This is a genomic window from Leisingera sp. ANG-S5, assembly GCF_000813925.1.
Taxonomy (GTDB): domain Bacteria; phylum Pseudomonadota; class Alphaproteobacteria; order Rhodobacterales; family Rhodobacteraceae; genus Leisingera.
In genome coordinates, this window is sequence record NZ_JWLH01000014.1 from 1 (window position 1) to 12334 (window position 12334).

General features: G+C 64.2%; 13 protein-coding genes. 8 read left to right on the plus strand and 5 right to left on the minus strand.

All coding sequences use genetic code 11. The features are described 5' to 3' along the window. Positions 1 to 1798: glycosyltransferase (locus RA25_RS18005; protein WP_052254291.1), on the plus strand; the 1798-nt coding region annotated here is incomplete at its 5' end. Here RA25_RS18005 and RA25_RS18010 read toward each other — a convergent pair. Continuing rightward, positions 1758 to 2402, minus strand: coding sequence for a GntR family transcriptional regulator (locus tag RA25_RS18010; RefSeq protein WP_039151715.1), 645 nt, complete (start codon positions 2400 to 2402; stop codon positions 1758 to 1760). The two genes, RA25_RS18005 and RA25_RS18010, sit on opposite strands and share 41 nt — an antisense overlap. Before the next feature lie 143 nt (positions 2403 to 2545). Between RA25_RS18010 and RA25_RS18015 the strand changes: the two genes are divergently transcribed. From RA25_RS18015 to RA25_RS18030, 4 genes are all read left to right on the plus strand, one after another. Then, on the plus strand, positions 2546 to 3190 hold the full coding sequence (locus tag RA25_RS18015; protein WP_039151717.1) for a pyrimidine 5'-nucleotidase: 645 nt from the start codon (positions 2546 to 2548) through the stop codon (positions 3188 to 3190). A gap of 163 nt (positions 3191 to 3353) precedes the next feature. After that, positions 3354 to 3602, plus strand: a complete 249-nt coding sequence (locus RA25_RS18020; RefSeq protein WP_039174263.1) for a hypothetical protein — start codon at positions 3354 to 3356, stop codon at positions 3600 to 3602. Between the two features lie 78 nt (positions 3603 to 3680). Further along, positions 3681 to 4877 carry a UbiH/UbiF family hydroxylase gene (locus RA25_RS18025; protein ID WP_039174265.1) on the plus strand — a complete coding sequence of 399 codons (1197 nt, stop codon included), beginning with the start codon at positions 3681 to 3683 and terminating at the stop codon, positions 4875 to 4877. 1 nt (position 4878) lies between these two features. Further along, positions 4879 to 5583 (plus strand): M50 family metallopeptidase, encoded by a 705-nt coding sequence (locus tag RA25_RS18030; RefSeq protein ID WP_039174266.1) that lies wholly within the window; start codon positions 4879 to 4881, stop codon positions 5581 to 5583. On the opposite strand, the gene RA25_RS18035 is transcribed toward RA25_RS18030, so the two are convergent. The 3 genes from RA25_RS18035 to RA25_RS18045 all read right to left on the minus strand — a co-directional run bounded on the left by RA25_RS18035 (position 5580) and on the right by RA25_RS18045 (position 7813). Next, positions 5580 to 6704, minus strand: coding sequence for an aminotransferase class V-fold PLP-dependent enzyme (locus tag RA25_RS18035; protein WP_039174268.1), 1125 nt, complete (start codon positions 6702 to 6704; stop codon positions 5580 to 5582). The two genes, RA25_RS18030 and RA25_RS18035, sit on opposite strands and share 4 nt — an antisense overlap. A gap of 198 nt (positions 6705 to 6902) precedes the next feature. Next, positions 6903 to 7361 (minus strand): Lrp/AsnC family transcriptional regulator, encoded by a 459-nt coding sequence (locus RA25_RS18040; protein ID WP_039174270.1) that lies wholly within the window; start codon positions 7359 to 7361, stop codon positions 6903 to 6905. Next, positions 7358 to 7813 carry an Lrp/AsnC family transcriptional regulator gene (locus RA25_RS18045; protein ID WP_039174272.1) on the minus strand — a complete coding sequence of 152 codons (456 nt, stop codon included), beginning with the start codon at positions 7811 to 7813 and terminating at the stop codon, positions 7358 to 7360. The genes RA25_RS18040 and RA25_RS18045 overlap by 4 nt, the downstream gene beginning before the upstream one ends. 132 nt (positions 7814 to 7945) lie before the next feature. Here RA25_RS18045 and ilvC point away from each other — a divergent pair, with 132 nt between their 5' ends. The 3 genes from ilvC (at position 7946) to RA25_RS18060 (ending at position 10965) form a co-directional block, all read left to right on the plus strand. After that, positions 7946 to 8968: a ketol-acid reductoisomerase gene (ilvC, locus tag RA25_RS18050; RefSeq protein WP_019298383.1), complete on the plus strand. Its 1023-nt coding sequence runs from the start codon at positions 7946 to 7948 to the stop codon at positions 8966 to 8968. 90 nt (positions 8969 to 9058) lie between these two features. Next, entirely contained in the window at positions 9059 to 9967 is a 909-nt protein-coding gene (locus tag RA25_RS18055; RefSeq protein ID WP_039174274.1) for a DMT family transporter, read from the plus strand. Between the two features lie 92 nt (positions 9968 to 10059). Continuing rightward, positions 10060 to 10965 carry a DMT family transporter gene (locus RA25_RS18060; protein WP_039174275.1) on the plus strand — a complete coding sequence of 302 codons (906 nt, stop codon included), beginning with the start codon at positions 10060 to 10062 and terminating at the stop codon, positions 10963 to 10965. A gap of 12 nt (positions 10966 to 10977) precedes the next feature. Here the strand turns inward: RA25_RS18060 and glmM are convergent, their stop codons facing one another. Beyond that, positions 10978 to 12324, minus strand: a complete 1347-nt coding sequence (gene glmM, locus RA25_RS18065; protein ID WP_039174277.1) for a phosphoglucosamine mutase — start codon at positions 12322 to 12324, stop codon at positions 10978 to 10980. Positions 12325 to 12334: the final 10 nt, after the last annotated feature.

A 12334-nucleotide genomic window follows, 5' to 3' on the forward strand; every position in this document is an offset into this window, starting at 1 on the left:
GCAGCACCAGAAAGCCGCGCTTGGACGGGTGCTGGTTGCCGAAGGGCTGGCAAGCGAGGACCAGGTCCAGGACACATTGCCCCGCCAGTACCGGATGCCCCGCGCTGACTTGTCCGGCCAGATGGCCAACTCCCGGCTGCTGGCCTGCAAACCCGCGCGGTTCTGGCTGCGCCACTGCGCGGTTCCCTGGATGCAGCTGGGCCGGACCGTCACAGTGGCGGTTGCCCACCCCGACCGGTTTGAGACCCTGCAGCAGGAACTGCGGGACAGTTTCCAGCAGGTCACCCCGGTTCTGGCCAGTGAAGCCCAGATTACAGCACTGCTTACCGCCCATTTCAGCCCCGCCCTGGTGCAGCAGGCCAGCTGCAGCGTGGCCCCGCAGCTAAGCTGCCGCACCCTGCGGCTTGCGCGGGGCCGCGCTCTGCTGGCCACCTTGGCCGCCCCGGCGCTCTTTCTGTCCTGGCACGCTCCGGCAGCGGTTTTCACCTCTCTCAGCGCATTGGCGCTGCTCTCTGTATTTCTGTTTACCGCGCTCAAGCTCTGCGGACTCGCCTCTTACTGGCATGCACGCGCGCACCGGGTATCCACCAAGCCCGAGCTTGCCACGCCTCCCCGCACCTCCTGCCCTATGATTTCAATCCTGATTCCGCTCTATCAGGAGGCCGAGATCAGCCGCGCCTTGCTCACCCGGATCCGGAAACTCAGCTATCCGCGGGCGCAGACGGACGTGATCCTGGTGCTGGAGGAGCACGACAGCGTAACCCGTGCTGCCCTGCAGAACGCCCGCCTGCCCGCTTGGATCCGCGTGGTGGAAGTGCCGGCCTTCGGCGGGCTGACGACCAAACCCCGGGCGATGAACTACGCGCTGAATTTCTGCCGCGGCGACATCATCGGGGTCTGGGACGCCGAGGATGCGCCCCAGGCCGAGCAGCTGAATCAGGTCGCGCAGGCCTTTGCCGCCGCTGATAAACGGACGGCGTGTTTTCAGGGAGTGCTGGACTACTACAATCCGGGCACCAACTGGATATCACGCTGCTTCACGCTGGAATATGCCAGCTGGTTCCGCATCGTTTTGCATGGCATCGCCCGGCTCGGCCTTGTTGTGCCTCTGGGCGGCACCACCATGTTTGTGCGCCGCAAGGTGCTGGAGGAACTGGGCGGCTGGGATGCCCACAACGTCACCGAAGACGCTGATCTGGGCGTCCGCCTGTACCGGGCAGGATACCGCACGGAAATGCTGCCCAGCACGACATATGAGGAAGCCAACTGGCGCCCCTGGCCCTGGATCAAGCAGCGTTCCCGCTGGCTCAAGGGGTTTATGGTGACCTATCTGGTGCATATGCGCCAGCCGCTGCGGCTGCTAGCGGAACTGGGTTGGAAGCGTTTTCTGGGCTTTCAGGCGTTCTTTCTGGGCACCATCGGGCAGTTCCTGTTTGCCCCGGTGCTGTGGTCGTTCTGGCTGTTCACCCTGGGCCTGCCGCACCCCAGCGACGAGAGCCTGCCGCCGCTGCTGCTGACGCTGGCCGCGGCAATGCTGGTGTTCTTTGAAGGGTTGGGGCTGGTGATCAGCATCACCGCGGCCTTTGCCATGGGCCGCCCGTGGCTGGCAGCCTGGGCGCCGGCGATGATCCTTTACTTCCCGATGGGCGCCGTTGCGGTTGCCAAGGCTGTGCATGAACTGCTTGCCCGGCCATTTTTCTGGGACAAGACGGCCCACGGCATCAAACCCGCCGCCAAGCGCCGCCGCCGCTGGCAGGTTATCCCCGCCCGCTGGCGTCCTGCTTCAGCCGGGTCATGAACGCGATTGAAATATGCTCCTTCAGCGCTTCACCCGCTGCCGCTTCGTCGCGGCGGCTGATCGCGTCGACAATGCCCTTGTGCTCCGACTGGGCGATCTCGCTGCGGCCCTCAGCCGCCAGCGAGGTGGTCGCCATCAGCGCCATGGTCCGGTGCACCAGATCCAGCTGCTGCACCAGGTAGCGGTTGTGCGAGGCCAGATGGATCTGCTCATGGAACCGGCGGTTGGCCTTGGACAGCGCCGCCGGATCGCCGACCAGCTTGTCGTCAGACTCGACCATCTCCTTCAGCACCTTGATCTCTTCCTCGGTGGCATGGCGCGCCGCCAGCTGTGCCGCCAGCCCTTCCAGCTCGCGCCGCACCACATACAGCTCAGCCATTTGGTTGTGATCCAGCGAGGCCACAATCAGCGACCGCCCGTCGCGCTCCAGCAGCGATTGCGTCTCCAGCCGCTGCAGCGCCTCGCGGATCGGCGTACGCGACACGCCAAAGCGTTCCGCCAGATCGCTTTCCACCAGCCGGTCGCCCGGCTTGTAGATCCCCGAGTCGATCGCCTCGAGGATCAGCGCATAGGCATCTTTCTGGTTGCTGCGGCTCTGGCTCATGGTCGCCCCTCGTCTGTTTTGATCCGACAATCTCTACAGCGCATCCCCCAGCAATCAACCCTGATGGCGCCAACGCGCTGAAAACCCGCAGGCAAAATGTGCTTTTGATTGCAAATGCCGCTTGGGACCCCTACTTCGGCACCATGCCCAAACACGCCTTTTCCCACGTCCGCCAATGGGTGTTCGATCTCGACAACACCCTCTATCACCCCTCCGCCCGGCTGTTCGACCAGATCGAGGTCAAGATGACGGCCTATGTGATGGACGCGCTCAAGGTCGACAGGGCAGAGGCCGACCGCCTGCGCAGCCATTACTGGCGCGAGCATGGCACAACCCTTGCCGGGCTGATGCGCGAACACGATCTGGACCCGGACCCCTATCTGGTCGCAGTCCACGACATCTCTATGGACCATCTGGAGGAGGACGCGCCGCTGGCGGCCGCGATCCGCAATCTGCCCGGCAAGAAGATCGTCTATACCAACGGCTCTGCCCCCTATGCCGAGCGGGTACTGGCCGCGCGCGGACTGTCCGGACTGTTCGATGAGGTTTACGGCGTCGAACATGCGGACTACCACCCGAAGCCCGAACGCCGCGCCTTTGACCGGGTGTTTGCCCGCGCCGGGATCGCCCCGCAGCAGGCCGCCATGTTCGAGGATGATCCGCGCAACCTGGCCGCCCCGCATGAGATGGGCATGCGCACCGTCCATGTGGCGCCAGAGCCGGTCAAGGCGGACCATATCCATCATCATTCGGACGATCTGGCGGGTTTTCTGGCCGCACTGAATTGACCGCAAAGCCTGCGCCAGGACGCTTTTGCGCAGCCGTTTGCCGCATCGCAAAATGTGTGCAATTGCATTCCGGCAAAACTTCGCAACTGCGGCAAAATATACCTGTTTGCTGCATGTTTTCCTCTCTATATGCGCCCCGAAACGACCTGATGGAGCATGACCGATGAGCGCATACACCCTCCCCGCCCGCCTGACCCTGTGGCAGCGCATCCTGTTTGCCGTGCCGCTGCTGGGGCGGATCTTCAAGGAAGTCGCCTACGGCCCGGAGGAGAACATCGGCTACGCCCTGGCAACCTTTGTCAGCCTCTGGGGCTGCTCGGTCCTGCTGTTCGGTATTCCGGGGCTGTATATCCCCGCGCTGTGCATGGTGCCGGTGATGTTCCTGGTCCTGCTGTCCATCACCCGCGGCTAATTCCCCGCGCGGCAGGTTGCGGCTTGTCTTCCCCCTCCGTCAGGGCCTATTTCAGGGCAACAACGGAGGGCTGAGACCATGGCCGAGACCTGCGACATCCTGATTTCCGGCGGCGGCATTGCGGGACTGACCGCAGCCGCCGCGTTTGCCTCCAAGGGCTTCAGCGTCATTTGCGCCGACCCGGCCCCGCCGGTCACTGAGCGCGACGCCGAAGGCTCCGACCTGCGCACCACCGCCTTTCTGCAACCGGCGCAGGCGCTGCTGGAGCGCTGCGGGATCTGGGCGCGGCTGGCGGACCACGCCGCCCCCTTGCAGATCATGCGCATCGTCGATGCCGGCGGCGCCCGGCCCGAACCGCGGGTGGTCAAGGACTTCAACGCCGCTGACATCTCTGACCAGCCGTTCGGGTGGAACCTGCCCAACTGGCTGCTGCGGCGCGAGATGATTGCGCGGCTGGCGGAACTCCCGAATGTGGATCTGCGTTTCGGCACCGGCACCACGGGCCTGTTCACCCGCACGGACGAGGCACGCGTTGCCCTCAGCGACGGCAGCCAGGTGACCGCAAAACTAGTGGTCGCCTGCGACGGCCGCAACTCCCCGATGCGCGAGGCCGCAGGCATTCCGGTGAAAACCACCCGCTACGGGCAAAAGGCGCTGGCCTTTGCCGTCACCCATCCGGTGCCGCATGAAAACGTCTCCACCGAGATCCACCGCTCCGGCGGGCCGTTCACGCTGGTGCCTCTGCCCGACTACCAGGGCCAGCCGTCCTCCGCCATTGTCTGGATGGAGCGCGGCCCCAGGGCACAGGAACTCCTGAACCTGGAAGCCGCTGCCTTTGAGGCCGCGATGACCAAACGCAGCTGCGGATTGTTCGGTGATCTGAAACTGGCGTCGCGCCGCACCATCTGGCCGATCATCAGCCAGTCGGCAGAGCGGCTGAACGGCGAGCGGCTGGCGCTGATGGCCGAAGCCGCCCATGTGGTGCCGCCGATCGGCGCCCAGGGTTTGAACATGTCCCTGGGCGATCTGCGCAGCCTGCTGGACCTGGCTGAGGCCCGCCCCGAGGGCTTGGGCGATGCGCAGATGCTGGCCGCCTACCACAAGGCCCGCCACAACGAGATCCTGCTGCGCGTGAAGGGCATCGACCTATTGAACCGCACCTCGATGCTGGCGCCGCGCCCGCTGCGCGACCTGCGCGCCTTTGGCCTCAACGCGCTGTATTCGCTGGCCCCGGTGCGCAAAAAGCTGATGCAGATGGGGCTGGGTGTTAAATAACATGCAGGCTGCCGGACGCTTTCTGAAAGGCCACTGGCAGCTCCTCTGCCTGACGCTGGCCATCGCCGCCTTGTGGCAAACCCCGGCACTGCTTCCATTGCGGATCCTGACCGTGTTCCTGCATGAAGTCTCCCATGCAGGCATGACATTGCTGACCGGCGGTGATGTGGTCAGCCTGACCATCGACCCCTACGAGGGCGGCAGGGTGGTCTCGCGCGGCGGCAGCCGCTTCCTGACGCTCACGGCAGGCTACACCGGATCGCTGCTGATCGGTTCTGCCCTGTTCGTGATTGCCCTGCGTACCGATTGGGACCGCAAGGTGCTCGCCTTCTTCGGCGCAATCACCCTCGCTGTTGCCGCCTTCTATGTCCGCGACCTCTTTGCGCTTGGCTTTACCCTTGCCACCGGCGCGCTGATGCTCGCCGCATCGCGCTATCTCAGCCTCAATATCAACGACATGATCCTGCGGGTGATCGGGGTCGGCAGCATGATCTACGTGCCGCTTGATATCTGGGACGACACCATCGCGCGATCCTACCTGCGCTCCGACGCGCGGATGATGGCGGAGGAGTTCGGCGGCGCAACCATGCTGTGGGGCGGGATTTGGCTGGCAATCAGCCTCGGGGTGATCTGGCTCACCCTGCGCCACGGATTGGGCCGCACAAGCAATATCCCCTTGCGCAGCCCAGTCCAGATTTTGCGTTAAAGCACCTGATCCACGACTGTTTTCAGCCGTGCGATGGTGGCCTCCACGTCATAGAGCTTGTCGAGACCAAAGAGGCCCAGCCGGAATGTGCGGAAATCGGCAGGCTCATCACACTGCAGCGGCACGCCGGCGGCGATCTGGGTACCCAGTGCCAGGAACTTCTTGCCGTTCTGCACGTCCGGATCAGAGGTATAGCTCACCACCACGCCCGGCGCACCGAAGCCATCCGCCGCAACTGAGGTGATCCCCTTCTCCTTCAGCATCGCCCGCACGCCGTTGCCCAGCGCCCACTGCGCATCGCGCAGTTTGCCAAAGCCGTATTCCTTGGTCTCCAGCATGGTGTCGCGGAAGGCCTTCAGCGCATCGGTCGGCATGGTCGCGTGATAGGCGTGGCCGCCATCCTCATACGCCTTCATGATGGTACGCCACTGTTTGAGGTTAATGGCGAAACTGTCCGACGTGGTTTCCTCCAACCGCGCCAGCGCACGGTCCGAGAACATCACTAGGCCGGCAGACGGAGACGCGCTCCAGCCCTTTTGCGGGGCAGAGATCAGCACGTCGACACCGGTTGCCTTCATGTCGATCCAGGCACAGCCCGACGCGATGCAGTCCAGCACCATCAGCGCGCCCACCTCATGCGCAGCCGCGGCCATGGCAGTCACATAGTCATCGGGCAGGATCACGCCGGCCGCGGTCTCCACATGCGGGGCAAAGACGATGTCCGGCTTCTGCTCCTTGATCGCAGCCACCACATCCGCAATCGGCGCGGGCTCAAACGGCGAGGCGCTCTCATTGCCGGTGCGGCGTGCCTTCATCACGATGGAGGACGCGGTGAAGCCGCCGGCTTCAAAGATCTGGCTCCAGCGGTAGGAGAACCAGCCATTGCGCACGACCAGCGCATTTGCCCCACGGGCAAACTGGCGCGCCACCGCCTCCATCGCATAAGTCCCGCCGCCCGGCACCAGCGCCACAGCCTCGGCGTTATAGACCTCTTTCAGCATCGCGTTGATGTCCAGCATCACGGTCTGAAAGGCCTTGGACATGTGGTTGAGCGAGCGGTCGGTGAAAACCACCGAGAATTCATCCAGACCCTGCGGGTCCACGGTATCGAGCAGTGCCATCTGGGCCTCCCTTGTCTTCCTTTACTAACGGCTAGCCGGTGCCGCAGGCTTTGGCAAAGCCTACAATGGCATACAGCACCGCCGCCGTTCTCCGAAGGGTGATACTGACGGAATGGAAGAGAAAAGACAGCCCAGTCACGACAGAAATCACCCGCATTTGCGCCAAGCGGGTTTCACATCGGCAACAAAGGTGCGCCGTTATCCCAGCGGCCCCGGCCGACGCTCCTCGCTCAGCAGCACATTGGCCTCGACATTGCCCACTCCTGGCAGGGTCATCACCCGGCGCCGCAGCACGCGCTCAAAGTCGGAAATGTCCCGCGCCGTCACCCGCAGGCGGTAGTCATACATGCCCAGCACATGCTCCACCGTCTGCACCTCGGGGATGGCGGAAACTGCACGTTCAAAATCCTCCAGCGAGACCCGGCCTTTGGTCGCCAGTTTCACCCCCAGAAAGACGGTCACGCCAAAACCCAGCTTTTCCTTGTCCAGCTCCAGCCTGCGGCCCGCGATGATACCCGCCTCCTGCAGCCGCTTAATCCGCCGCCAGGTGGCGGGCTGGCTCAGCCCCAACTGCCGCCCCAGCGCCCCCGCCGACAGCGTCGCATCCTCCGACAGCGCCCGCAGAATGGCGAAATCCAGATCATCCAGCGCGTTCATACCGGCAGCACCTCGTCCGATTTGATCCGCGCCACATGCATCAGCGCCTCGATGTCGGTGATATGCGGCAGGTTCAAAATGGCGGCGCGGTAGATCTGCTGGTAGTGCGGCATGTCCCGCGCAATCACCGAAAGCCGCACATCGACCTGCCCCAGGAAGGTCTGGATTTCGATCACCTCGGCAATGCCCCGGGCCGCCTCGATGAATTCGTCAAAAGCGCGCGGGTTGGTCTTGTCCAGCGTCACCCGCAGAGAGACCTCCACCTCATACCCCAAGGCGCGCCAGTCGATCACCGCCCGCTGGCCGAGGATCACGCGCGCGTCGCGCAGCTTCTCCAGCCGCCGCGACAGGCGCGAGGCCGTAAGCCCCAGCCGTTCCGCCAGATCCGGAATCGATTGCTCCGGGTCGCTTTGCATATAGCGCAGAATGCGCCGGTCGAGATCATCAAGCATGATTTCACCACTATCAGGCCGAATGACGAATGACCACTGCAAAGAAACTGCGAAATTCATGCGCAACAGCAATCGCCTTCCCTGCCCACATGCCTATGATGCCCTCAAACACCAAACGAAAGGACGTGGATCATGCGCGTTTATTACGACCGCGATTGCGATGTGAACCTGATCAAGGACAAGAAAGTGGCCATCCTGGGCTATGGCTCCCAGGGCCACGCCCACGCGCTGAACCTGCGCGACAGCGGCGCCAAGAACCTTGTCGTCGCCCTGCGCGAAGGCTCCCCCTCCGCCAAGAAGGCCGAAGGCGAAGGCCTGCAGGTCATGGGTATCGCGGAAGCCGCGGCCTGGTGCGACGTGATCATGTTCACCATGCCCGACGAACTGCAGGCAGAGACCTACAAGAAATACGTCCACGACAACATCCGTCCGGGCGCAGCCATCGCGTTTGCCCACGGCCTGAACGTGCACTTCGGCCTGATTGAGCCGAAAGAAGGCGTCGACGTCATCATGATGGCACCCAAGGGCCCGGGCCACACCGTGCGCGGCGAATACACCAAAGGCGGCGGCGTGCCCTGCCTGGTCGCGGTTCACACCGACGCCACCGGCAAAGCGCTGGAAACCGGCCTGTCCTACTGCTCCGCCATCGGCGGCGGCCGCTCGGGCATCATCGAGACCAACTTCCGCGAAGAATGCGAAACCGACCTGTTCGGCGAGCAGGCGGTTCTCTGCGGCGGCCTGGTTGAGCTGATCCGCTGCGGTTTCGAGACCCTGGTCGAAGCCGGCTACGCCCCGGAAATGGCCTACTTCGAGTGCCTGCACGAAGTGAAGCTGATCGTTGACCTGATCTATGAAGGCGGCATCGCCAACATGGATTACTCGATCTCCAACACTGCCGAGTACGGCCAGTACGTCACCGGCCCGCGCATCCTGAAGTACGACGAGACCAAAGCCCGCATGAAAGCGGTTCTGGAAGACATCCAGCAGGGCAAATTCGTCCGCGACTTCATGCTGGAAAACCAGGTTGGCCAACCGACCCTGAAGGCGTCCCGCCGTGCCAACGACGAGCACCTGATCGAAGAAACCGGCGCCAAGCTGCGCGGCATGATGCCGTGGATCTCGGCCGGCAAGATGGTCGACAAAGAGAAGAACTAAGGCGCCCGCGGAACCCTCCGCTGACCTTACCTCTGCAGGGCGCTCCGGTTTTGGGGCGCCCTTTTTCATTTATTTTATTGAGGTTATCCGATGCCAGACTCCCCCGGCGCCGCCAATTGGGCCAAGCTTCTGTTTCTCGGTGTGATCTGGGGCGCTTCCTTCATGGCGGTGTCGCTGTCACTGCGAGGCTTTCCTCCGATGACCATCGCCGCGCTGCGGATTTCCATCGGCGCGCTCTGCCTCCTGGGCGTTGTTTATGCGATGGGCATTGGCCTGCCCTCTTTACGCACAGCTGACGGCCGGATCATCTGGGCCTGCGCCATCGGCATGGGATTTTTCACCAACGCCCTGCCCTTCACCCTGCTCAGCTGGGGGCAGACCTATGTGGCCAGTGGCTTTGCCGGGGTCTGCATGGCGGTGGTGCCGCTGTTTGTGCTGCCGCTGGCGCATCTGCTGGTTCCGGGCGAAAGCATGACCCTGCGCCGCACCATCAGCTTCCTGATCGGCTTTGCCGGCGTTGTGGTGCTGATCGGCCTCGACGCCTTCCGCTCTGCCGGCACGGATTTCGAATCGCTGGCCCGCCTGGCCTGCCTGGGCGCTTCGCTCTGTTACGCCATCGGCTCAATCATCACCCGGCTCTGCCCGCAGGTGAACATGCTGTCGCTCTCCGCCGCCGCTCTCCTCTGCGGTGCCGCCATGATGACCCCGGCCGCGCTCTGGGCCGAAGGTGTGCCGGAATTGCCCGCCGTCCTGCCGCTTGGTGCCGTTATCTACCTTGGCCTGCTGCCCACTGCCCTCGCCCAGGTGCTGCTGGTGCAAGTCGCCCGCAGCGCAGGCCCGGCGTTTCTCTCCACCGTGAACTATCAGGTGCCGGTCTGGTCGGTGATCTTCGGCGCAGCCCTTCTGGGCGAAACCCTGCCGCCGCAGCTGTTTGCCGCCCTGGCGCTGATCCTCGGCGGCCTGCTCCTCAGCCGCAGCCGCCGCCCGCGCGTGGCGTGAAGCGCAAACGCTTCGATCGGTAACAAAGCAATTGCCATTGACCCCGCCCGCCCGGCGGGGTCTTGTCGCGCGGTGAACGGCAAGAGGACCCCATGCCCGATATCGCCCCGCGCTACTGGCTGATGATTGCCACCCTGGGCTTTGTCTGGGGCGGAACCTTTCTGCTGATCAAGCTGGCGCTGGACGGCATCACCCCGTTCTGGCTGGCGGCCAGCCGGATCGGATTTGCCGCGCTGCTGCTGTGCGCGGTCTGGGGCTGGCGCGGGTTCAAGCTGTTCAAGGGCGAGGCCAACTGGCCATCGCTGATCCTGATCGGCATCCTCAGCACCGCCCTGCCCTTCATGCTGATCAACTGGGGTCAGCAGCATGTCTCCTCCGGCTTCACTGGCGTCAGCATGGCCGCAATCCCGCTGATGGTGCTGCCTCTGGCGCATGTCTTTGTGCCGGGCGAGCAGATGACCCTGCGCCGCCTCATCGGCTTTTGCATTGGCTTTGCAGGCGTCGCGCTGCTGATCGGCGGCAAGGCATTTGAAACCAGCGGCGCCGAACTGGAGGCCTATGGCCGTGCCGCCTGTCTGTCTGCGGCAGCCTGCTACTCGGTCAGCTCCATCCTGACCCGCCGCCTGCCGCCGGCCGACCCGGTCGGGCTGGCAGCCATCTTCCTGGTGATAGGCTGTTTCATCATCTTTCCAGCCGCCTGGGCTGCCGAAGGACCGCCAGTGATGCCGGACACCCGGACCCTGCTGATTGCCGCCGTGCTCGGCCTGATCCCAACAGCCGCCGCCAACCTGCTGCGAGTCATCGTGGTGCGCGAGGCGGGCCCCACCTTCATGACACTCACTAACTACCAGGTACCGGTCTGGGCCGTGGTGCTGGGCGCGGTGTTCCTGGGCGAGGAGCTGCCGCCCTCGATGCTGCTGGCAATGGTGATGATCCTGGGCGGCCTTGGCCTCAGCCAGTTCGGCAGGCTCAGCCGCCTGTTCGGAAAACAGGGCTGAGCGCCCGCCGCCTTAATCGGCGACGGCGGCCTCAACCGCGGCAACCACGCTGTCGACTGCCAGCGTCATCAGCTCAGCGTCTTCGCTTTCAGCCATCACCCGCACCAGCGGCTCGGTGCCGGACTTGCGGATCAAAAGGCGGCCCTGGCCGTCCAGCATCTTCTCAGCCGCGGCAATCGCCTCCTGCACCCGGGCTTCCTCCAGCGGCACCTGACCCGTCTGGAAGCGCACGTTGCGCAGCCGCTGCGGCACGGTTTCAAACTGATGCGCCAGCGCAGAAGCCTTCTGCCCCGTCTGCACCATCTCCGCCAGGAAATGCAGCCCCGCCATCAGTCCGTCGCCAGTGGTGGCATAATCGCTCATCACGATATGGCCGGACTGTTCGCCACCCAGGTTGAAGCCGCCTTCGCGCATCCGCTCCACCACGTAGCGGTCACCAACAGCCGTGCGCTCCAGCCCCAGGCCCTTGGCTTCCAGATGGCGCTCGAGACCAAGATTCGACATCACCGTTGCCACCAGTGCGCCGCCGTCCAGCTGCCCCTGCTCGGCCCAGCGGGTTGCCAGCAGCGCCATCAGCTGGTCGCCATCGGCGACAGTGCCGGTCTCGTCGATCAGGATCACCCGGTCTGCATCGCCGTCCAGGCAGATGCCGACATGCGCCCCATGCGCCACAACCGCCTCTGCCGCGGTCTGCGGATGCGTCGAACCGCAGCCGCGGTTGATGTTCAAACCATCCGGCGATACCCCAACCGGGATCACTTCCGCCCCCAGTTCCCACAGGACCTCAGGCGCGGTCCGGTGCGCCGCGCCATTGGCGCAGTCGATCACAACCTTCAGGCCATTCAGACCCAGGTTTCGCGGAAGCGAGCTTTTGACCCGCTCACCATAACGGAACCGGGCATCGTCGATCCGCTTGGCGCGGCCGATGTTTGCGGCCTGGGCCGGCTCAACCCCGGCTTCAACCAGCGCCTCGATCTCCATCTCCGCACTGTCCGACAGTTTGAAGCCGTCGGGGCCGAAGAACTTGATGCCATTGTCCTCGGACGGGTTATGGCTGGCAGAAATCATCACACCAAGGTCCGCCCGCATCGAGCGCGTCATCAGCCCGACCGCCGGCGTTGGCACCGGCCCCAGCAGCAGCACGTTCATACCGGTCGAGGTCAGCCCCGCGGTCAGCGCGTTCTCAAACATGTAGCCGGACAGCCGGGTGTCCTTGCCGATCACCACACGGTGCACCCCGGTGCCGTCGCGCCGGAAATACCGCCCGACTGCCGCACCGATGCGCAGCGCCATCTCGGCGGTCATGGGATGGGTGTTGGCGGTGCCGCGCACGCCATCGGTTCCAAAGAGTTTCCGCATTATGCTTTCC

Bases quoted from the DNA above. Each gene is read 5' to 3' on its own strand.
- RA25_RS18010 (WP_039151715.1), bottom strand. From the start codon at position 2,402: ATGAGCCAGAGCCGCAGCAACCAGAAAGATGCCTATGCGCTGATCCTC.
- RA25_RS18015 (WP_039151717.1), top strand. From the start codon at position 2,546: ATGCCCAAACACGCCTTTTCCCACGTCCGCCAATGGGTGTTCGATCTC.
- RA25_RS18020 (WP_039174263.1), top strand. From the start codon at position 3,354: ATGAGCGCATACACCCTCCCCGCCCGCCTGACCCTGTGGCAGCGCATC.
- RA25_RS18025 (WP_039174265.1), top strand. From the start codon at position 3,681: ATGGCCGAGACCTGCGACATCCTGATTTCCGGCGGCGGCATTGCGGGA.
- RA25_RS18030 (WP_039174266.1), top strand. From the start codon at position 4,879: ATGCAGGCTGCCGGACGCTTTCTGAAAGGCCACTGGCAGCTCCTCTGC.
- RA25_RS18035 (WP_039174268.1), bottom strand. From the start codon at position 6,704: ATGGCACTGCTCGATACCGTGGACCCGCAGGGTCTGGATGAATTCTCG.
- RA25_RS18040 (WP_039174270.1), bottom strand. From the start codon at position 7,361: ATGAACGCGCTGGATGATCTGGATTTCGCCATTCTGCGGGCGCTGTCG.
- RA25_RS18045 (WP_039174272.1), bottom strand. From the start codon at position 7,813: ATGCTTGATGATCTCGACCGGCGCATTCTGCGCTATATGCAAAGCGAC.
- ilvC (WP_019298383.1), top strand. From the start codon at position 7,946: ATGCGCGTTTATTACGACCGCGATTGCGATGTGAACCTGATCAAGGAC.
- RA25_RS18055 (WP_039174274.1), top strand. From the start codon at position 9,059: ATGCCAGACTCCCCCGGCGCCGCCAATTGGGCCAAGCTTCTGTTTCTC.
- RA25_RS18060 (WP_039174275.1), top strand. From the start codon at position 10,060: ATGCCCGATATCGCCCCGCGCTACTGGCTGATGATTGCCACCCTGGGC.
- glmM (WP_039174277.1), bottom strand. From the start codon at position 12,324: ATGCGGAAACTCTTTGGAACCGATGGCGTGCGCGGCACCGCCAACACC.